Source organism: Mesorhizobium sp. M3A.F.Ca.ET.080.04.2.1, from assembly GCF_003952525.1.
Taxonomy (GTDB): Bacteria; Pseudomonadota; Alphaproteobacteria; order Rhizobiales; family Rhizobiaceae; genus Mesorhizobium.
This window is the reverse complement of record NZ_CP034451.1, coordinates 1232035-1251750: the sequence shown is the minus strand read 5'-3', so window position 1 is coordinate 1251750 and position 19716 is coordinate 1232035. Positions and strand designations below refer to the sequence as shown.

General features: G+C 65.6%; 22 protein-coding genes. 11 read left to right on the top strand and 11 right to left on the bottom strand.

What is annotated here, in order from left to right; translation table 11 throughout:
- Positions 1-18: 18 nt before the first annotated feature.
- The 5 genes from EJ074_RS06010 to EJ074_RS05985 all read right to left on the bottom strand — a co-directional run bounded on the left by EJ074_RS06010 (position 19) and on the right by EJ074_RS05985 (position 4528).
- Positions 19-1113: an ISAs1 family transposase gene (locus EJ074_RS06010; protein WP_245454792.1), complete on the bottom strand. Its 1095-nt coding sequence runs from the start codon at positions 1111-1113 to the stop codon at positions 19-21.
- Between the two features lie 96 nt (positions 1114-1209).
- Positions 1210-1413, bottom strand: coding sequence for a hypothetical protein (locus EJ074_RS06005; RefSeq protein ID WP_095809595.1), 204 nt, complete (start codon positions 1411-1413; stop codon positions 1210-1212).
- A gap of 405 nt (positions 1414-1818) precedes the next feature.
- The gene (locus tag EJ074_RS05995; RefSeq protein WP_129552831.1) at positions 1819-2166 is read right to left on the bottom strand and encodes a hypothetical protein; all 348 of its coding nucleotides are present in this window, start codon (positions 2164-2166) and stop codon (positions 1819-1821) included.
- Between the two features lie 316 nt (positions 2167-2482).
- Positions 2483-3355: a DUF2167 domain-containing protein gene (locus tag EJ074_RS05990; protein ID WP_095809593.1), complete on the bottom strand. Its 873-nt coding sequence runs from the start codon at positions 3353-3355 to the stop codon at positions 2483-2485.
- Between the two features lie 540 nt (positions 3356-3895).
- Complete coding sequence (locus EJ074_RS05985) at positions 3896-4528, bottom strand: S24 family peptidase (RefSeq protein ID WP_095809592.1); 633 nt, start codon at positions 4526-4528, stop codon at positions 3896-3898.
- Positions 4529-4608: 80 nt separating this feature from the next.
- Here EJ074_RS05985 and EJ074_RS05980 point away from each other — a divergent pair, with 80 nt between their 5' ends.
- A complete protein-coding gene (locus tag EJ074_RS05980) occupies positions 4609-4932 on the top strand; it encodes a hypothetical protein (RefSeq protein WP_245420778.1) in 324 nt (107 codons plus the stop codon).
- Between the two features lie 311 nt (positions 4933-5243).
- Entirely contained in the window at positions 5244-5396 is a 153-nt protein-coding gene (locus EJ074_RS29605) for a hypothetical protein (protein WP_165349786.1), read from the top strand.
- Positions 5397-5518: 122 nt separating this feature from the next.
- Here EJ074_RS29605 and EJ074_RS29600 read toward each other — a convergent pair whose 3' ends face one another.
- Positions 5519-5674, bottom strand: coding sequence for a hypothetical protein (locus EJ074_RS29600; RefSeq protein WP_165349869.1), 156 nt, complete (start codon positions 5672-5674; stop codon positions 5519-5521).
- A gap of 441 nt (positions 5675-6115) precedes the next feature.
- Here EJ074_RS29600 and EJ074_RS29595 point away from each other — a divergent pair, with 441 nt between their 5' ends.
- The 6 genes from EJ074_RS29595 to EJ074_RS05945 all read left to right on the top strand — a co-directional run bounded on the left by EJ074_RS29595 (position 6116) and on the right by EJ074_RS05945 (position 10117).
- Positions 6116-6313 (top strand): hypothetical protein, encoded by a 198-nt coding sequence (locus tag EJ074_RS29595; protein ID WP_165349868.1) that lies wholly within the window; start codon positions 6116-6118, stop codon positions 6311-6313.
- 352 nt (positions 6314-6665) lie between these two features.
- Positions 6666-7265 carry a hypothetical protein gene (locus EJ074_RS05970; RefSeq protein WP_135906568.1) on the top strand — a complete coding sequence of 200 codons (600 nt, stop codon included), beginning with the start codon at positions 6666-6668 and terminating at the stop codon, positions 7263-7265.
- Between the two features lie 7 nt (positions 7266-7272).
- Positions 7273-7491 (top strand): hypothetical protein, encoded by a 219-nt coding sequence (locus EJ074_RS05965; protein ID WP_095809590.1) that lies wholly within the window; start codon positions 7273-7275, stop codon positions 7489-7491.
- Between the two features lie 243 nt (positions 7492-7734).
- Positions 7735-8331 (top strand): DUF6456 domain-containing protein, encoded by a 597-nt coding sequence (locus EJ074_RS05955; RefSeq protein WP_095809596.1) that lies wholly within the window; start codon positions 7735-7737, stop codon positions 8329-8331.
- 147 nt (positions 8332-8478) lie between these two features.
- Complete coding sequence (locus EJ074_RS05950) at positions 8479-8784, top strand: hypothetical protein (protein ID WP_129552829.1); 306 nt, start codon at positions 8479-8481, stop codon at positions 8782-8784.
- Positions 8785-9022: 238 nt separating this feature from the next.
- Positions 9023-10117 carry an ISAs1 family transposase gene (locus EJ074_RS05945; RefSeq protein ID WP_245454792.1) on the top strand — a complete coding sequence of 365 codons (1095 nt, stop codon included), beginning with the start codon at positions 9023-9025 and terminating at the stop codon, positions 10115-10117.
- Between the two features lie 173 nt (positions 10118-10290).
- On the opposite strand, the gene EJ074_RS05940 is transcribed toward EJ074_RS05945, so the two are convergent.
- The 3 genes from EJ074_RS05940 to EJ074_RS05930 form a co-directional block, all read right to left on the bottom strand.
- The gene (locus tag EJ074_RS05940) at positions 10291-11568 is read right to left on the bottom strand and encodes a DUF763 domain-containing protein (RefSeq protein ID WP_129552828.1); all 1278 of its coding nucleotides are present in this window, start codon (positions 11566-11568) and stop codon (positions 10291-10293) included.
- A gap of 104 nt (positions 11569-11672) precedes the next feature.
- On the bottom strand, positions 11673-12032 hold the full coding sequence (locus EJ074_RS05935; protein WP_095807707.1) for a hypothetical protein: 360 nt from the start codon (positions 12030-12032) through the stop codon (positions 11673-11675).
- Positions 12033-12266: 234 nt separating this feature from the next.
- Positions 12267-12581 carry a hypothetical protein gene (locus tag EJ074_RS05930; RefSeq protein WP_095807706.1) on the bottom strand — a complete coding sequence of 105 codons (315 nt, stop codon included), beginning with the start codon at positions 12579-12581 and terminating at the stop codon, positions 12267-12269.
- Positions 12582-12929: 348 nt separating this feature from the next.
- Between EJ074_RS05930 and EJ074_RS05925 the strand changes: the two genes are divergently transcribed.
- Both EJ074_RS05925 and EJ074_RS05915 read left to right on the top strand, forming a co-directional pair.
- Complete coding sequence (locus tag EJ074_RS05925; RefSeq protein WP_245420432.1) at positions 12930-15062, top strand: AI-2E family transporter; 2133 nt, start codon at positions 12930-12932, stop codon at positions 15060-15062.
- Positions 15063-15410: 348 nt separating this feature from the next.
- A complete protein-coding gene (locus EJ074_RS05915; protein ID WP_095807705.1) occupies positions 15411-15764 on the top strand; it encodes a cupin domain-containing protein in 354 nt (117 codons plus the stop codon).
- Positions 15765-15987: 223 nt separating this feature from the next.
- Here EJ074_RS05915 and EJ074_RS05910 read toward each other — a convergent pair whose 3' ends face one another.
- On the bottom strand, positions 15988-18000 hold the full coding sequence (locus EJ074_RS05910) for an acyltransferase family protein (RefSeq protein ID WP_095807704.1): 2013 nt from the start codon (positions 17998-18000) through the stop codon (positions 15988-15990).
- A 301-nt stretch (positions 18001-18301) separates the two neighbouring features.
- On the opposite strand from EJ074_RS05910, the gene EJ074_RS05905 reads away from it, so the two are divergent.
- Positions 18302-18844: a hypothetical protein gene (locus EJ074_RS05905; protein WP_095807703.1), complete on the top strand. Its 543-nt coding sequence runs from the start codon at positions 18302-18304 to the stop codon at positions 18842-18844.
- Positions 18845-19374: 530 nt separating this feature from the next.
- Here EJ074_RS05905 and EJ074_RS05900 read toward each other — a convergent pair.
- The gene (locus tag EJ074_RS05900) at positions 19375-19605 is read right to left on the bottom strand and encodes a hypothetical protein (protein WP_095807702.1); all 231 of its coding nucleotides are present in this window, start codon (positions 19603-19605) and stop codon (positions 19375-19377) included.
- Between the last annotated feature and the right edge of the window lie 111 nt (positions 19606-19716).

Here is a 19716-nt window from a genome sequence, read left to right as displayed (position 1 = left end):
TCCCCCTCGAGGGCAGGGCTATCGCATATGAGTAAGCGCCTGGATGAGGTAGTCGTCATTCCAGGCGCATTTCTTGATGCGGTGGCTAATGGGGACTTTGTCGACATCGGCGCCCTGAAGGATGTTTCTGGCGATGCGGTTGAGGAGCGCGGTGTTGGCGGGAGCATTGTCCTTGCGGGCGCGGGATTGATCCTCGTCCAGATGGACGTCGAGCATCCAATGCAGCCCATTCTCGATCTGCCAATGGGCTCTTGTGAGTTCGAGCGCCTGTTGCGGTGATAGCAATGTGGAAGCCATGAACAGGCGCGTCAGCGGCTTGGTCTGGTCGCGCCGGCTGGTGATGCGGATGAAGGCTTTGTGACCGGGCATCAGCGGTTCGGCCGCCGCCACGACCTCGGCCTGCCGCCATTCGCTGCGGCCATGGCTGGTTTCAGTCCGCTCCGCGACAGCGGGGGTGATCTCGGTCAGTTGTTGCTTGGCGTGAGCAACCCAGTGCCGGCGGTTTCCTTTAAGCGCGAGCAGGTAGTCGCCGCCGCGTTCGGTGATGGCCTTTGCCATGCGCGTGTGACAGTGGAGCGCATCGGCGGTGACCATTCTGCCAGTAAGATCAATGAGTTCGACGACCCTGAGGGCTGCCTCGACCTCGTTCTCTCCGGCGCCGGGCGATACCGCCGCCAGACACAGCCGCGTCTCGGCGGCGAAGGCTGACACCGTCAGCGGCGGACTGGCCGCAAGGCCCTTCTCATAGGCTCGCCGCAGCGCCTTGCCGTCGAGCGAGACCACCTCCTCGCAGGCACGCGCGAAGCCCGCGGCAAAGGCGGCGAAAGCACGGCCGAACGCCTCTGGATCCAGCAGCCGCAACAGCCGCGAGAAGGTGTCGTGGCTGGGCGCCACCTCATATTCGATCAACCGCGACAGCGCCTGCTTGCGCTCTTGCGCGAACAACGAGAACTCCGTCGCATTGCTCGCCCCGCACAGGCTCGCCGCGATCATCATCACGATCAAATCGCCAAGCCGATGCGTGGCATTGCCGGCGCGCGGATCGGGCAGCGCGCCAAAATAGCTCTCAAGGCTGGAAATGGCAGTCTCTCCTTCGTTCGACTGCCTGCCCAAAGAATCCCTTCTCAGGCCAACTTCAAGTCCCAAAAAGCCATATGCGATTCCCCTGCCCTCGAGGGGGGAGATTTCAAGCCGCGGTCGAAGAAAAAATCAGCGCGCCCCCTGCTTCTTGGCGTATTGGGCGACGGCGCAGAGGAAGGCGAGCGCTGCGGTATCGCAAGCAACGCGGGACGGACCTTTCGCGAACAGGACCGCATCCGCGACGGGAACCGTCAGGCCATGCTTTCTGGCAAATGAAGTGACTTCATAAGGCTGGTCGTCGGCTTGCTCGCCGATGTTGATTTGATGGTCCATCAACCGAATTCCTCCCTGGTAGGCGACTTTTGCCCTCCTGCACCCGAAACGGATTAAACTACCCGCGCCGGACGCGAGTCCAGCAATTGGCAATTGTGTGAAACGATGCATTTTTTCGGTGAAACGATGTATTTTTCGAGGCGCGCCCGAGGGTTGTAGCGGCACGATCCGCAAGCTCCGCGGGGGATGGCAACCGCCTTCGCCGCGATCCTTCGCGTCCCCCTCTGTCCTGCCGGACAGCTCCCCCACAGGTGGGGGATCAGAGTCCCGGCCGCTTTCGCCAATCGCCAACGTGCTGAAGGGCCACCCTGCCTGTCTTCCCCCTCGTGGGGAGATGTCCGGCAGGAAAGACGGGAACGCTGTCCCGCAGGCGTTCGGCCCGATTTGTCCTCACGAACCGGCTGCTCACTCCCACGCATCGCTTGACTTGGCGAACCCCACGCCGGCAGCCGTCATGGCCAGTTCGCACTCGCTGATCAGCCTGAGGTTTCTAAGGTAGCGCGCGACGGTCTCGGGCAGCCAGGCTGCGCAGGCCTCGACATAGGCGCGGCCATGCACCAGCGTGCCGGTCGACAGCCGCTCATCCTTGTCGGCGATCACCTTCAGATATTGCCGGATGAAGCGGATGTCGTCGGCGATGTCCTGGCTGGCCATGCGCCAGGCGCTGGCCAGCCGCTCGCGCTCGGCGAGCGGCATTGGCGAAAGGAGAGGGCGGGAAAGATCGGCGAAAGCAGCATGGTTGGCGGTGTTCAAGATTGTCCCCTGGAGAAGAGGAATATCGTACTTTATGTACGAATAGCGGTCAAGCGAGTTTCGTACAGTTTGAACGATGATGTCGCTATAAGAAAACTGCAGAAATCTTGTTACGCCCCATTCTCTTCTTGGCGGAGAAGCTGTCGCCGGCCGTCCTACAACGCTGCCGATTGGCGAAAGCGCCGCCGACAGCCAATCTCCGCATCTGTGGAGGACTTGTCAGCGAGGCGGACGCAAATGACGAACGTCCGGAGCGCCAGCGAAGGGCTGGGCCGCGTAGGAACGCCACCTCTCAGCCCGTCGGCAAAAATCCGGATCAGCTGCCCGCCTTGTTGCGGCTGAACAGCCGCCTCAGCCAGACCAGCGGCAGGAGCAGGACGAAGGCGCCCTTCTTCAGCACCACTAGCAGCAGGGCGATGAGGCCGGCGCCGGCGGCCTTGCCGTATTTGACGCCGAGCATCGTCGCCAGAACGCCCAGCGCGCCATAACCGGCGACTTTGTCGCCGCTGGCAAATTCGGTGTAGGAGGTGCCGAGCCGCGGCTTGTAGGCGGTGGTCGACGCCTCGACGATCTTCTGCACGGATCCGGCCGCGATGTTGCCGTCCACCGGCACGATCTTCATCGGGATATAGCCCTGCCGGTCGAAAATCGAGACCGAGATGTTGATCGTCCTGTCGCGGGCCCAGTTGAGGACATTGGCGTAGTAGAGAATGTTCCGAGCCCTGTCGATCTGCGGATAGACGAGCCAGCCCTCGAAGCGGATGTCCTGGCCGACCCGCTCCGACTGCGCCTTCACCGAAGCCTTGAAGCTCTCCTCGATCGAGCTGATCTCGTCGTTGCGGTCGGCGCCGTCCCAGTCAGCCAGGCTCACATAGCCGTCAGAGACCGGTTTTTCGACGGTCAAGTTGTCGATCTCCGGCGTGAAGCCGAAGATCAGCTGGTCGATCGTGCCGCACTCCGCCCGGTCCCAGCCGAACTCCTTCACCACCAGATTGCAGCGGTCCTCCGGCTTGAGGTAGATGGCGCCGCCGCCAGCCGGAGTGATTGTGCCTCTGGCGGCGCTCAGAGGCTGGGTAAAATTTTGCGGATGATAGTCGGTGTCGTTGGCATGCACGATGGCCGGCTCCGCAAGGAAGCAGGCATGCGCCACCAGAATAAAAATCAAATTTTCCCTGACTGATTTGTTCATGAACCCCCCTCCCGATAACGGGACCCCAACCTCACGCGTCCGTTATCTAAGGGGATTTCGCAGCCAAGTACAAGTCCTCGAAGTTCTTTTTTTGTTCTTCGTTAAAACTATGGAACTGTTGCGGCGCCATCCAGCAGGCCGCGGTTCGCCGCCGGCCCTTTGAGGTTCCCGTTTCGAAGGCCGGCCCCAAGCGCAGCCGCGGTTGCCCAACGCTGCCGACGAACCTACCTCGCCCCGAGACTCAGCGCCTTCTTGCGGTCGGCCGCGGCGCGCTTGTGGGTGCCCTTGGCCTCCCGGGCCTCGCTTCGCGCTCTGTAGAGACCGGCAAACCTGGGATCGAGCTTGATGGCCTTGCTGAGATCCGCAATGGCTCCATCATAATCCGCTGTGGTAGTTCGGATCTCCCCTCTGCCAAAGTAGCCATGGACGTTGTGGGGTCGAGGCTGAGCGCCTTTCGAAGTCGCTATAAACCGCTGGCACCGTCGTGCTGGCCCGTACGATCGGCATAGACCTTCGCCTCAGTGGGGGCGAGATTGGCGCTCACATGTCGATCATCGACCGTTTCACCCGCCCGATGATGGTGATCGCGCCCTCCAGTTCCGGCGGCGGAATGTCGAGATAGGACGCCGGCTGGAAGGGTGGGGTGTCGTTCGGGCGGTAACGCTTGTAGGTGGCCCGCCCTGTCTCGTCGGCGATGACGTAGCAGCCATTGGTCACCAGCCGCTTGTCGCGCAGATTGACGAAGATGATCGAATCCGGCGGCGAGATCTTGTTCATCGACGGCCCGTCGACGCGCAGCGCGATCCACTCGCCTTCCTCGAGGTCGGCGGTGGGGATGGTCGGATAGTCGGAGAGGTTGACCACGCCCTCCTGGCTGCCGAGCTCGCCGGCGCTGATCCAGGACACGATCGGCACGTCGACGGTGAGCGGCGAGGGGGCAAGGTGCACCGGCGCCGCCTCGGTGCCGTCCACATTGAACAAGAGCCAGCCGGGGTCGACGCCGAACAGCCGGCCGTATTTCTCCGCCGCCTTGCGCGACAGCGGCCGGTTGCCGTTCTCGTGGCTGATAAGCGTGTTCTTGTTGATGTCGCGCAACGCGCGCGCCGCATCGCTGGGCGAGGCATAGCCCGCCTGGGCGCGCGCCTGCTGCAATCTGTGCCGAGAATCCATCATCGTACAAAATGCCTGAAAATTATCGTCCAAACTGTACGATTTCGCTTGCGTGCCATTCGTACATAACGTACGCTTAGCGCATGAATGAGCATCCCGCAAGCATTTCCGTATCGCCAACCAGCATTTCGCCACCGCCCCCGAGCGTCCCGGGTCTGCCCACCGGCGTTTCGGGGCTGCCCACGAGCATCTCGGAGCTTATCGACCGCTGGCAGAGCATCGGCGCCTTCGCCGCCGCTGTCGGCTGCGGCTACGAGGCCGCGCGCCAGATGCGCCGCCGTGGGCGCATCGCGCCGCAGCACTGGCCGCATGTGGTCGCCGCCAGCCGCAGGCTCGGCATTGCCGGCGTCAGCTACGAATGGCTTGCCGGGCATCGCCGCTCCTCGATGCAAGGGGAGGCGGCATGACCATGCATTTCGAACTCCAATCGTCCGGACTGTCCTCCTCCCCGGTCCGGGCGCATTCCGGGGCGTTCGCCCCGGATCCGGTCGAACCGCCCGCACCCCGGTTCACCGGAACGGCCGGAGCCGCTCCTCCCTCGGCTCCGGCCCCCAATTCGGGCACCGTCGGCGCTGCACCCCCAGCCCTCGACAAGGGGCAGGGGGACTGCGCTGCCGCGGTCAGCCTATGCGCCGGCCACCTGGCTGCAACGCTGCCGGATTTCGCTCCCGCTTGTGGGGAGGGGCTAGGGGCGGGGGTACCTCGCAGAGCGCCGTCCTTGCTCCCAGGTCGCGCCATCTCCTGCATCCGCACCGAGGACGGCACCGTCATCCTGTTCGACCGCATGACCGGTCGCGCGGTGTCGGGGCTGACGCGGGCCGCCGCCGAGGCGGCGCTGCTTCGATTGATTGGTGCGGCGCCCGCCGCCTGATCCGCCCCTTTTGTCCGACCTGAGATGCGGCCTCGCGGCCGAACCCTGGCGCTTGGCCGCAAAGCCAAGGCCTTCGCAAGACCAGCCCTTCGCAAATCAACGGAATGAGACATGCCCGCCGCCTACACTGAAAAGGAAATCGACGAGATCGCCGCCTGGCTTAAGGAGGGGCTTTCGGCCTCGCGCATTGCCGGCCGCTTCAGCGCCCTGCGCGGCAGCCCGGTCTCGCGCAACGCCATCATCGGCATCGTGCACCGCAATGCGGGCCTGCGGGCCATCGGCTTCTCCAACCCGAAGGGCGGCCGCGCGGGCGGCCGGCCGCGCAAGCACGCGCGCCCGGATCGGCCGGGCCGGCGGGGCAGGGTTGCAGCTGTAGGCATCACGCTGTCGGAACCGGCGGCACTTTCCAGGCTTGTCGAGTTGACAGAGGGCGCCGGCGCCGAAGCCGCCAATCTCCCCCCTATCCTCAAACTAGGAAGCGGGGGAGATGCCTGGCAAGGCGCTGTCCCGCCGACATATCCGTTTGTTGGACTGCTGCGAAAGCCGCCGACGCCACCATCCGCACCCCACCCAAAAAGCCCAAGTCCCGCAAACCCGCGCGCGCGCTGCCCCCAGCCTGGCTGTCCCCCGGCGAGCGCGAAAGATCCGAAGCCCAGCTCTACAAGCTGCCCGCGCCGCCGCCGCCGGCGGCGCCCGGCCGCCAGCCTCATGTCGCGGCGATGCGCTTTCTCGACTGCCTGTTCGGCCGCTGCCGCGCGCCGATCGACCTCGCGCTGCGCGAGGAGCCTGAGGACGACCCGCCCGGCGCCCGCCCAGGCCCCGACATGCTCTGCTGCGGCCTGCCGACCACCGCCACCCGCTCCTACTGCGTCCATCATCACGCCAGGTTCCACGGCCATCGCGGGAGGGGAATGTGAGAGGCGGGGCGCTAATCTCCCCCCTCGAGGGGGAGATGTCGCCGAAGGCGACAGAGGGGGTCGCCGCGCGTGAAGCGCCAGCCTCTTCTTGCGATGTCTCCAAAGCGCCGGAGCTCTACGCGGGACGACCCCCTCTGGCCTGCCCATCCTTCGCAGCAGCTTCGCTGCAGCTACGGAGGGTGAACCGGCCATCTCCCCCGCAAGGGGGGAGATTAGCCAGTCGCCACGGCCCCGCCTCTCATCAGGCCTGCCCATGAGCGGCACGATCTGGTCGAAATTCTTCTGGTCGGATTGGGAGTCCGATCCGAACCTGCGTCTCTGCTCGCTGGCGGCGCAAGGGCTGTGGATGCGCATGCTGTGCATTGCCGCCGCGCACGAGCCGGTCGGCTATGTCGCCATCGCCGGCAAGGGGCTGGACGAAGCGTCGCTCGCCCGCCTCGCCGGTTGTGGGACCGGGGAGCTTGGCGCGCTGCTCGGCGAGCTCGAGAGCAACCGCGTCTTCTCGCGCGACCGCCACGGCCGCATCTATTCCCGGCGCTTGATCGCGGATGCCCGCAAGGCGCGTGTCGCACGCCGCAACGGCCTCAAGGGCGGCAACCCAAGCCTTTCGAAGGAAAAGACGATTCCGCCGTCGGATAAGCGGCGGGCGCGGGCAGGGGATAAGCCGGAGGATAGGCCCCAGAGTCCACAAGCCAAGAGTCCACAAGACCAGAGTCCAACGGGAGAAAAAGCTCCCGCTTTTTCTTCCCGGGTCCCAGCTTCGCGGGACAGGACCGACAAAGCTCGTTCGGGACAAGCAACCGCGCCCGCACCAAAATGGCATCGCCGCAAAACCCATGTCGATGCCGCCAACGCAATCATCGAGGAGATCAATGACCGCAGCCGAATTGCAGCAGGCGGCGAAAGCGCTGGCCGCGATGTTCTCATGCTTCCCGCAATCCGCGCTCGCTGACGCCGACATGCAGCTGCGCGGCTATCTGGCGGCGGTGCAGGATGCCGAGTTTTGCGACGTCCAGGCCGCCATCCAGCGCTTCATCCGCGGCGAAGCGAAGGTGGTGAACGCCCAGTTCTGCCCCTCCAGCGCCCAGCTGTCGATCGAGGTGCGCGAGAGGCGGCTGATGCGCGAGCTGCTGGCGAAAAGGAAAGGGCAGTCACCTGTGAGACTGGTGAAAGCATAGGCGCCAGCCAATCTCGACATGTCGGCGCGAGGCACCCCCCTCTGCCCTGCCGGGCATCTCCCCCGCAAGGGGGGAGATCGGACATCGCCTCGGCTTTCGCAAATCGCCAGCGGTGCAGGAAAGGCGCCTGCGCCAAAGCTGCCAATCTCCCCCCTTGCGGGGGAGATGTCCGGCAGGACAGAGGGGGGGTGGCTCGCGCCAGCCTCTCCAATGACGACCCACCCCACCACAAAGGACCAGCCCATGCCCCGCAAATCCGCCAGGAAGCCCGCACCGCCGAAACTCCCCAAGGGCGAGGCCGAGCAGGTGCGCATCCGCCGCGAGGTCGGCCATGATTTCGCGCTCAAGACCGACGCCCACGGCCGCCAGCGCCTCACCCCCGGCACGGCCGAGGCGCGCCGCGTCTACGAGGTGTCGAACGGCGGCTACACCTCCACCGGCGGCATCGTGCGGCTGCGCAATGTCGATCCGCTCACCGGCATCACCTCGCTCACCCGCCAGCAGCGCGAGGCCGGCCAGCGCTTCCGCGACGATTTCGAGCGCACGGCGCGCGAGGGCCTGCAGCCGCAGTCCTGGAGTGAGCGCGTCGACGGCGGCCGGGTCGGCGGCGGCATCCCCGACCGCGTGCTCTCAGCCGGCCGCGCCCACGCCCACGCCGAGGCGGCGCTCGCCCATTGGGAAGTGGCGGAGGTGGTCCGAAAAATCTGCCTCGAGGGCCAGTCGGTGAAGGCCATCGCCGAACGCAGCGGCGAAGGACGCGACGTGGTGGTGAAGCTGCTGAAGGTCGGGCTGGATCTGCTGGCGGTGCACTATGGGATGATGGGGAGGCGGGCGGGGTGAGTGGCACAAAAAACTGTTTGGTTTAGAATACTTGGCACCCGCGATCTCGTTGGGCACGATGGCGTCCATGATCGCCAAGGAGACACCCGGATTGAAGATGAAGCCGCCGGTCGGCCACGACCAATTCGCTCCACTCGTGAGCGTCCAATGACCAAGCTCTGGGAACTGGAAAAGACCGTCGAAGTCGAGTTCACCGTCGAAACGGCGATCTACCGCTTTCGCCTCGAAGCGCAGAAGCCTGCCCACGAGCACGGCAGATACCGGATCCGGCTGTTCGAATACGATCTGTTCCGCATCAAGCCGACGCTTGGCGATTATCCCGAGGGCGGCGCCGACCACGAAATCCAGTTCGCCGCCAACCTGTCCATCGACCGCAAGGAATACAAGGCCGCCTCTGCCGACGAAGCATTGCAAATGGCCATCGACGACCTGCGCAAGCAGCTTTTCGTTTAGGATCGCAACCGAATTGCCGGCTTCGGTGCTGTCGCTTGATCGCACCGATTATCGTACATCATCAGGCACTTGGCGCCAGCCGGTGAATCAAGGTCTGAGCCGCGCGACTGCTTTGAAGTCTCAAATCGCAGACGCCTGGCGCTGCCCCTTATCCGCCTGCGGGCACCTTCTCCCCGTGAACGGCAGGGGAATCGCATATGGCTTTTTGGGACTTGAAGTTGGCCTGAGAAGGGATTCTTTGGGCAGGCAGTCGAACGAAGGAGAGACTGCCATTTCCAGCCTTGAGAGCTATTTTGGCGCGCTGCCCGATCCGCGCGCCGGCAATGCCACGCATCGGCTTGGCGATTTGATCGTGATGATGATCGCGGCGAGCCTGTGCGGGGCGAGCAATGCGACGGAGTTCTCGTTGTTCGCGCAAGAGCGCAAGCAGGCGCTGTCGCGGTTGATCGAATATGAGGTGGCGCCCAGCCACGACACCTTCTCGCGGCTGTTGCGGCTGCTGGATCCAGAGGCGTTCGGCCGTGCTTTCGCCGCCTTTGCCGCGGGCTTCGCGCGTGCCTGCGAGGAGGTGGTCTCGCTCGACGGCAAGGCGCTGCGGCGAGCCTATGAGAAGGGCCTTGCGGCCAGTCCGCCGCTGACGGTGTCAGCCTTCGCCGCCGAGACGCGGCTGTGTCTGGCGGCGGTATCGCCCGGCGCCGGAGAGAACGAGGTCGAGGCAGCCCTCAGGGTCGTCGAACTCATTGATCTTACTGGCAGAATGGTCACCGCCGATGCGCTCCACTGTCACACGCGCATGGCAAAGGCCATCACCGAACGCGGCGGCGACTACCTGCTCGCGCTTAAAGGAAACCGCCGGCACTGGGTTGCTCACGCCAAGCAACAACTGACCGAGATCACCCCCGCTGTCGCGGAGCGGACTGAAACCAGCCATGGCCGCAGCGAATGGCGGCAGGCCGAGGTCGTGGCGGCGGCCGAACCGCTGATGCCCGGTCACAAAGCCTTCATCCGCATCACCAGCCGGCGCGACCAGACCAAGCCGCTGACGCGCCTGTTCATGGCTTCCACATTGCTATCACCGCAACAGGCGCTCGAACTCACAAGAGCCCATTGGCAGATCGAGAATGGGCTGCATTGGATGCTCGACGTCCATCTGGACGAGGATCAATCCCGCGCCCGCAAGGACAATGCTCCCGCCAACACCGCGCTCCTCAACCGCATCGCCAGAAACATCCTTCAGGGCGCCGATGTCGACAAAGTCCCCATTAGCCACCGCATCAAGAAATGCGCCTGGAATGACGACTACCTCATCCAGGCGCTTACTCATATGCGATAGCCCTGCCGTGAACGGGGAGAAGAGGGCTGGGCGCGCCGGCGGTGCTTGTTCTGCGACGCTGAAGGTTGGCGAAAGCAGCGATCACAGCCCATTTCTCCCCGTCACTATACGGGGAGAAATGTCCGGCGGGACAATGAGGGGCGGCGCCGACCCACGGGCTTGTCAGTGACGCCTCAAGCATCCTTCAGCGGCTTCGGCCCACCCTCCGGCGCCCCCTCCCACCCAAACACGCTCCGCCCGCCGAGCAGATGCGACTGGTCCATCTCGCCCGCCACGATCTCCTTCAGGCTCGGCCCGGTCACATAGCGCTCCATCCTTCGCGACTCCCCATCCAGCCGCTTGAGCGCCTGCAGTTCCTCCTCGCGCCCGAGCCTCGCCTTGCTCACCGCCGATTTCAGCACCGAGATCGTCTCGTCATAGACCTTCAGCGGCACCGGGAAGGGGTGGCGGTCCTTGCCGCCGTGGGCGAGCGAGAAGCGCGCCGGGTCGGAGAAGCGGCAGGGGGCGCCGTGCACCACTTCCGAGACCATGGCGAGCGCCCGCACCGTGCGCGGGCCGACGCCGGGGACCAGCAGCAGCTCGGGGAAATCCTTCGGGCCGCTGTCGATCGCGGCGGAAATGTTGCCGTGCAGGCGGCGCATGACGATGTCGCTCTCGCGCACGTCGTGATGCGCCGGCATGACCAGATGGGGCAGCAGCGGCTGCGCGGCGAGCCCAATTTCTGGCTTAGCTCGCTCAGGCTGCGGCTCGAGCACGGCAAGCTCGGCCAGGATCTTTTCCGGGCTCATCGTCTTCAAGAGCGCGATCTGGCCGCTGCGCGCCTTTTCGGCGCGGTGGTCGGTGAGGTTGACGATCTCGCCCTGGCGCTCGCCCTCGATCGCCGCATGCGGCTGGTCGACGAAACTCGTCAGCCCCTCCGATAGCCAGTGGTAGCGGCGCGCCTGGCGGGCGTCGCCGTTCATGCCCTGCTGCACCACCACCCAGCGCCCGTCATCGGTGACGATGAAGCCGTGCAGATAGAGGTCGAACCCGTCCTGCACGGCGGCGCTGTCGACCTTGGCGACGAGCCGGCTGGCGGTGGCAAGCGCGGCGCCGTCAAGCCCGACATGATCGCCGATGGCCAGCAATTCGCCAGGCGTCTTGCGCGAATGCGCGCCGCGCCCGCCGCAGACATGGATGCCGAGCTCGCCGGCCATCGGGTTCAGCCCGCGCTTCAGCGCGCCGATGACCGAAGTGGTGATGCCGGAGGAATGCCAGTCCATGCCCATCACGGCGCCGAAGGACTGGAACCAGAAGGGATGGGCGAGGCGGCGCGAAAGCTCGTCGCGGCCGTAATGGTGGATGATGGCTTCGCACAGCACCGCGCCGAGCTTCGTCATGCGCTCGCCCAGCCATTTCGGAACCCGCCCGCCATGCAGCGGCAGGTCGGCACTGCCGCTTCGCTGCGTCATGTGGGATTCTCCCTGAATGCCGAAAGGTAGATGGCAATTCAGGCAGGATTTGCAAGCGCGGTCAAATCTCCCCCTCGAGGGGGGAGATCAGCCAATCGCGACCCTCAATACCGGCACACCCGCACGCGTTCCAGCACACGGCGGTGATGGTGCCAGTGCCGCACCCACTTCACGTGACAGTGGCGATAGTGGCGGTGCCGGTAGTAGTAGCGGTGCGGGTAGCGCACGGCGTAGCCCGGATAATAATCGTTATAGTAGCGCGGGCCGTAATAGCGGCCGCCATAGTCGTAGAATGGGCCGCCATAGTAGGGTCGGTAAAACGGAAACGGCCCGCCGAAGGGGCCACCGAAAGGGCCGCCGAACGGGCTCAAGCCGAGGCCAAAGAACCCCTGTGCGTCCGCGGGCGCGATTGTCGCTGCCGCGGAAGCGACGGCGATCACCGAGGCAAGTAACAGTTTTTTCATGGCAACCTCCTCCTTGAAGGCCGATTACCCGGTAAACGCCCTGCGGGAAGCCTGTGTTCCCGATTGCTAATGTTCGTGATCGCCGATGTTCGTCGGAGGAGGATGCGTAGCTGAGGGGCGGTCAGAGCCGTCCGTCCAGAGCCAAGCGCTGTGATTGGGAAATGCAATATCCAGGCGACCCCTGTCGCCCACGGCGACTCTCCCCCTCGCTGGGGGAGAGTCGCTGGCCACCCGTTACCGGCGGCAGATGCGCACTTCCTCCACCACGCGGTGGTGGTGGCGCCAGTGCTTCACGAGCTTGATCCGGCAATTGCGATAATGCCGGTGATGATAGCGCACCACATAACGATCGCGATAGGGAGTGTAGTAGTCGTCATCGTAGACGTGTCGGTAATAGCGATGAGGGTAATACCCGCCATAGTAGTCTCCGTAGTAAGGATCATAGGACGGGCCGATACCGATACCGAGCTGGACGCCGCCGGCGCTGGCCGGTGCAACAGCGAACGCCGAGGCGATGGCGATCATTGAAGCAAGCAGAAGCCGTTTCATCGCTGCCTCCTTGAGGTTTCGATGGATGCCCCTTCGATCGCTAAACGGTTTCGGGGCGGGTGGTGTTCCCGGGAAAATGTGCGGCGCCAAGCAATCTCCCCCTCGAGAGGGAGATGGCCGCGAAGTGGCCAGAGGGGGTCGTCGCGCGTAGAGCGCCGGCGTCCTTTCGGCGGCGCAAGAAGGTCATTGATGACGTTTGACGCGCGGCGACCCCCTCTGTCGCCTACGGCGACATCTCCCCCTCGATGGCCCCTCGAGGGGGGAGATTGGTCGCGCTCCGCAACCATCGCCCCCGCCATGCGTTGCACGCCGGCGAAATATCGCCAATGATGGCGGTGGAGGCTACAAGTGGCGGCCAATCGTGGGAATGGTGAACGGGCGTCGGAGCCCGGGCTGGCGAGCCTGCTTGCCGCCTCCAGGGGGCATCCCCGCACCGCATTGCCGACCGTCGCCAGCGTCGTCACCACGGTCGCGGCACTCTATTTCGGCCGCGAGGTGTTCCTGCCGATCGCCGTCGCGCTGCTCTTGACCTTCGCCATCGCCCCGGTCGTCGCCTGGCTGAAGCGCTTCGGCGTTCCGCGCCTTGCCGCCGTCATTGCCAGCGTGCTCGGCGCCTTCGCAGCACTTGCGCTGTTCTCCTTCGTCGTCGCCACCCAGGTCAGCGACCTTGCCAGCAACATCCCCGTCTACCAGATCAACATCCTGACCAAGATCCGCGCGCTCAAGGAAAGCGGGCTCGGCGGCGGCATCATCTCGCGCCTGAGCGGCGTCATCGAGCGCGTGGGCCAGGAGATCGAGCGCCAGGAGCCGCAGTTGCCTTCGGCCGCCGAGGCGCCGAAGCGCGAGCCGATTCCGGTCGAGGTCGTCGCGCATGAGAAGCCGCTCGAAGTGCTGCAGAACCTGGTGGCGCCGCTGCTCAGCCCGCTCGCCTCCGCCGGCCTGGTCATCGTCGTCGTCATCTTCATGCTGATGGAGCGCGAGGATCTGCGCGACCGCTTCATCCGCCTCGTCGGCTATGGCGACCTGCACCGCACCACGCAGGCGCTGCAGGATGCCGGCAAGCGCGTCGGCCAGTATCTGCTGATGCAATTGGTGGTCAACATCGTCTACGCCATCCCCATCACCATCGGGCTCTGGGTGCTGGGCATTCCCAACGCGCTGCTCTGGGGCCTGCTGGCACTGGCGCTACGCTTCGTGCCCTATATCGGCCCGATCATCGGCGCGCTGCTGCCGCTGTTTTTGGCGCTGGCCGTGGCGCCCGGCTGGTCGCTGCTCCTGTGGACCGCGGCGCTGTTCATCGTCATGGAGCTGATCACCGGCAATGTCGTGGAGCCCTGGCTCTACGGCTCGCGCACCGGCTTGTCGCCGTTAGCCATCATCGTGGCGGCGATCTTCTGGACCTGGCTGTGGGGGCCGATCGGCCTGGTGCTGTCGACGCCGCTCACCGTCTGCCTGGTGGTGCTCGGCCGGCATGTGCCGCAGTTCGAGTTCCTCGACGTGCTGTTCGGCAACGAGCCGGTGCTGGAGCCGCATGCCAGGCTCTACCAGCGGCTGCTGGCCGGCGATCCGGAGGAGGCGACCGACCATGCCGAGGAGATGCTGGAGGAAAAATACCTGTTCGAGTTCTACGACCAGGTGGCCGTGCCGGCGCTGCTGCTCGGCGAGCAGGACCGCATGCGCGGCGTCATGGACGACGAGCAGCGGCAGCAGGTGGCCGAAAGCGCGCTGACGCTGGTCGCCAATCTCGACGACAGCGCCCAGGAGGAGGCCGAGGCCGAAGAGGAGGAGGAGGCCGCCGCTTCCGCCGAGGAGAAGCGGCCCGAGGGCAAGACAGCCGAGGGCAAGGCGCCCCCCGGCAAGGGCTCGCAAGCCAAGGCTTCGCAAGCCAGGATCGATGGCCGCAAGGCAAGCCCGGACAAAGCGGGCACGGATAAGCCTGGCGCCGACAAGGCGGCTGAAGTGAAGATCAATGGCGACAAGACCGCCGACGAGGCCGAGGAGGTCGACCTGCCGGACGGGTCCGGCATTTCGGTGCTGTGCGCCGGCGGCCGCGGCGAGCTCGACGACGCCGCCGCCGCCATGCTGGCGCAGGTGCTGGTCGTGCAGGGCGCCGAAGCCTCGCGGGCGAGCTTCGCCGAGCTGGAGCCGTCCGCCATCCGCCGCCTCGCGCTGGACGGCATCGACGCCGTCGTCATCGGCTTCCTCAATCGCGATTCCACCAAGCATGCGCGTTTCATGGTGCGCCGGCTGAAGCGCCTCAAGCCGCAGCTCAGGGTCGGCATCGTCTTCTGGTCGGAGATAGGCAATGGCGATGTCGAGGCCGCGGCCGAGCTCGCCGGTGACCTGAACGCCGATTTCGTCGCCCACGGCATGGTCGACGCGGTGACCGGCGCGCTCTCGCACGCCGCGCCCGTGGCGCTGAAGCCAGCCCACAAACGCCGGCCCCCGGCGCGGCGGAAGCTGGCACGGGCGGCGGAGTAGGGGGGCGGCTTAGTAGGGCGCCGACGCCGAAGCTGCCGATCTCCCCCCTTGCGGGGGAGATGCCCGGCAGGGCAGAGGGGGGTGTGAAGGAACGCCGACGCCTCCCATAACGGCTTCAACGTCAGAAGTCGCAACCTGGCCGGTTGATATGCTGGCGGGACAGCACCCCCCTCTGGCCTGCCGGCCATCTCCCCCGCAAGGGGGGAGATCACGCGCTCCAGCGCCCCGCGCTACCTTCACTGGGCAAAACCATCCCCTCACCGTCACCCACTGTCGCGGCGCCGCGTGCGGGTCGGGCCGACATCCGCTAGTCTATCACCCGGCCAACGCAAACCGCAGGAGCCACCGATGACCAAGCAGACCATCCTCAAATTCGGCGCCGTCGAGCATGCCGATCCGGGCGACCTGCCGGGCTGGGTCGTGGTCGAGGGCAGGCCGACCATGCAGACGGCGGTCCAGCACACCAGCGAGGACGGCAAGGTGATGTCGGGCACCTGGCGCGCCTCGCCCGGCACCTACCACGCCACCTACACGGACTATGAATTCGTGCACATGATCGCCGGCCGCATCATCATCACGCCGGACGGCGGCGAGTCGGTCGAGGTCGGCCCGGGCGATGCCTTCGTTGTCGAGGCGGATTTCAAGGGCACCTGGAAGATCGTCGAGCCGGTGACCAAGCATTTTGTGGTCGTGGTGGGGTGAGTCTTGTCTCCCCCCTTGAGGGGGAGATGTCGCCGAAGGCGACAGAGGGGGTCGTTGCGCATGGAGCGCCGACGCCTTCATTGTCGAGAGAGGGGCGTCGGCGCTCTACGTGAGACGACCCCCTCTGGCCTGCCCATCCTTCGCAGCAGCTTCGCTGCAGCTACGGAGGGTGAACCGGGCATCTCCACCTCGTGGGGGGAGATAAAGCGCTCCATCGCCCCGCCTACCGTCCTACCTTCGAGATCACCCTCTTCTCCACCTCCGGCTCCAGCGATTCCGCGAACGGCGTCGCCAGATGGTGCTGGTCGCGGAAGGCGAGCTTGCCGTCGATGAAGACGTGGCAGGTGGTGGCGTTGCAGAAGCGGTCGGTGAGGTCGACATAGCTTGCGTTCGGCACGCTGGTGACGATCTCGCGCTCCACCGCCGCCATCTTGTCGTTGGCGGCATCGGCGCGCGCCTGGTCGCAGAGCGAGGGCGTCCCGCCCCGCCACAGCGCGCGCGCCACGCAGGTGTCGATATGCTCGTCGTTGAACGGCACGTCGCGGATGAAGGCGATCTTCAGCCCGGCATTGCTCAGCGTGGTCAGCGTCGAGCGCAGGCCGGCCTGCCAGGCGGCGTCCGAGGTGTCCGGCTCGCGCTTGCCTTCCGCCATCTTGCGCGAGGAGGTCAGCGCCAGTTCCGAGATCACCACCAGCGCCGGCTTCGCCTGGATGATCTCCTTGATCGCCTGCTCGCGCCACTGGTCGCATTCGCTGTAGTTGCGCTTCAGCTTGGCGACGAAGAAGGTGAAGCGCGAGGCCCGGCATGAGCTCTTCAGCCAGGTCTCGACCCGGTAGCCGTCCTTCCTGGCCGCTTCGATCAGCGGCGTCGACCAGTGGTCGGCGTGGGAGTCGCCGAACAGCGCGATGGCGCGCCGGCCGGTCCCGAACACGCAGGGCGCCGGCCGCACCGTGAAATAATCCTGCACGCAGGCGCTGGCGCGCGCGGTGGCCGGCTCGGCCGCGCTTGCGGCGATCTCGCGCTGCTCGGGGTCGAGGTCGTGCACGGCAAGCCTGGCGTTGCCATAGGCAGCTGCGACGCCGGTGCCGGTCAGGAGGAGGGCCGGCACCAGCGCCCGCGCCGCGTTGGCCATCAGCCAGCCGTTGCGGCGGATCGGGTTCTCGATCAGGTGGTAGGTCAGGACGGAGAGGGCCAGCGTCAGCCCCAGGCAGATCAGGCGCTGCGGCACGGAGAGCTCGGTGGTCAGCATGCCGGCATAGACGATCACCGGCCAATGCCAGAGATAGAGCGAGTAGGACAGCCTGCCGACCCACTGCAAGGGCGGCAGCGCCAGGAAGGCATTGACGCAATTCCAGGAAAAGTGCCCCGCGGTTTTCCGTTCGGAGTTGCGTGAAGAAATGCCATTCCCGACGCCGGCCGCGCCCGCCAGCAGCAGAAGGACAGTGCCGGCCACCGGCACCAGGGCCAGGAAGCCGGGGAAGGGGGAGTCCTCGCTGAAGGTAAGGTAAGCGAACGCAATCATCGCCAGCCCGGCGAGGCCGAAACCCAGGCCGAGCCGCGGGCGCTTCGCCAGCAGCCACGCCGGCGCCAGCGAAGCCAGGCCGCCCGCGGCGAACTCCCAGGCGCGCAGCGGCGAGAAGTAGAAGGCCCAGGGCTGCGACACGGTGGTCAGCCAGGCGCAGACGGCGAAGGAGACGAGGCCGGCAATGCCGATGGCAAGCACGATGGCGCGGCGGCCGGGCTTCAGCCAGGCGGCCAGCATCAGCAGCGCCGGCCAGGCGAGGTAGAATTGCTCCTCCACCGACAGCGACCAGTAATGGATGAACGGGTTGCTGGCCGCGTCGTTGGCGAAATAGTCGAACGACCAGCGGATCAGCCACAGGTTGATCATATAGGCCGAGGCGAACATCGCGCCCTTGGAATAGAGCGCCTGCTCTTCCGGCGAGAGCACGATGACGCCGAAGGCGAGCGTAGCGAGGATGACGAAGAGCGCTGCCGGCAACAGCCTGCGCGCGCGCCGCGCGTAGAAGCGCAGCAGGTCGAGCCGGCCGGTCGAGGACATCTCGGCGACCAGATGCCGGGTGATCAGATAGCCCGAGATGACGAAGAAGATGTCGACGCCGGCAAAGCCGCCGGGAAGGCCCGTCAGGCCGAAATGGAAGGCGACCACGCCCGCCACGGCGAGCGCACGCAGACCTTCGATGTCGGGCCGGAAGCCCTGGGACGGTTCTGACACGAAGACGAACCTCGCAATGTTCGTTCGTATCCCGCCTTGAAGAAAGCCTCGCCTCTATGCGCCTCTATCGCAATGCAACATATTTAACGCGCCGCAACATAAAGGGAGGGTGCTGATCTCCCCCCTCGAGGGGGAGATCGAATCGATGTCGCCGCCGGTTTCGCCAACCCCCTTAGCCGAAGCTACCCTGCAATTGTCCAGAACCGCCCGATCTGGTAAAATCCGGTCACCGACAAACGGCCCCGGAGAGCCGTGCGTCCGACATCATGCACAAGACATCCACTCGAACCGGAGAACGGCCATGAAACGGCTTCTGACGGTCGCTGCGCTTATGGCAGCGGGCAGTTTGATTGCGATGCAGAGCGCAGTTGCCGACGATGCTGCGCTGATCAAGAGCGCCGAGTCCGCCGCGCCCGCCGCCGTGGCGAGCGGCGCCGCCATCTACTCAATGGACGACAAAGGCAACATGAAAACCTTGCGCGAGGGCAAGAACGGTTTCTGGTGCATGCCGGACAACCCGGCTTCGCCCGGACCGGATCCGATGTGCGGCGATGCCAACTCGATGGAGTGGGCGATGGCGTGGCTCGAGAAGAAGGATCCGCCCAAGGGCAAGGTCGGCTTCATGTACATGCTGTCCGGCGGCACCGACGGCAGCAACACCGATCCCTATGCGACGGCACCCGCCGAGGGCAACAACTGGATAGAGACCGGCCCGCATGTGATGATCGTCAACGCCATGGACATGATGGCGGGCTATCCGACGGACCCCAAGCCGGACACGAGCAAGCCCTATGTGATGTGGCCCGGCACGCCCTACGCCCATCTGATGATCCCGGTTAAGTAGAGATCGAGCGCCATCTCCCCCCTCGAGGGAAGATGTCGCCGAAGGCGACAGAGGGGGTCGCCGCGCGTGAAGCGCCAGCCTTCACCTGCAGCAAGGGGGCCGAGTCCAGTCGAACCGACCCCCTCTTGCCGCTGCGCGGCCATCTTCCCCTCGAGGGGGGAGATCAGTGCGCCCCGTCGTCAGGCATGCCCGCGCGGACCGCGATGTCTCGCGGTCCGCCCTTCTGTCGTCACGCATTCCCGCGCGGACCGCGATGCCTCGCGGTCCGCGCGGGTGGGCGCCTGCCCCCGCGGCGGCGCCAAGCCTCCCAACGCTGCCGGCGGCTTGGGCTGTTCGGCCTTGTCGGCCGCCGCTGTTTTCCTCGCTCGCTCCCGGGGGGACGCGCGACGCGCTTCAAGTCTTAGCTTTGACGCAGGTCGTGATCCCCGCTGCACATTTCGGGGCGACGTGCATCACCGCAATTCCGTCCGGAACTGCGCAAAAACAAATGGTTAGAGCGGATCGGCGTTTCGGTGAAACGATGATCCGCTCTAGAAATGCAGGTCCAGCGCCTCCGGATAGCCTTGGCCCAACTGGCTCTGATCGGCTGACGAGGCCGTGCTGCCGGCCGGTGCGATGGTGCCGCCGGTGACCGTCTGGTCGAGCGGCGGGGTTTTCTGCGTCTTGACGACCTTGGTCCCGTGCGGCGGGATCTTCTCTTTGGCTATGGCGGCTTGCGACAGCGCAAGGGCCACGACGAGTACGGACAGAACGATTTTCATGACAACTCCCCAGTGCCCCACAACGAGCCTAGCGCCGGCAGTCCCGCCGCGAAGCTTGCATGCGCGGAAAACCCTGGAATTCTCTGGAATTCCTGGAATATTAGCTGTTGG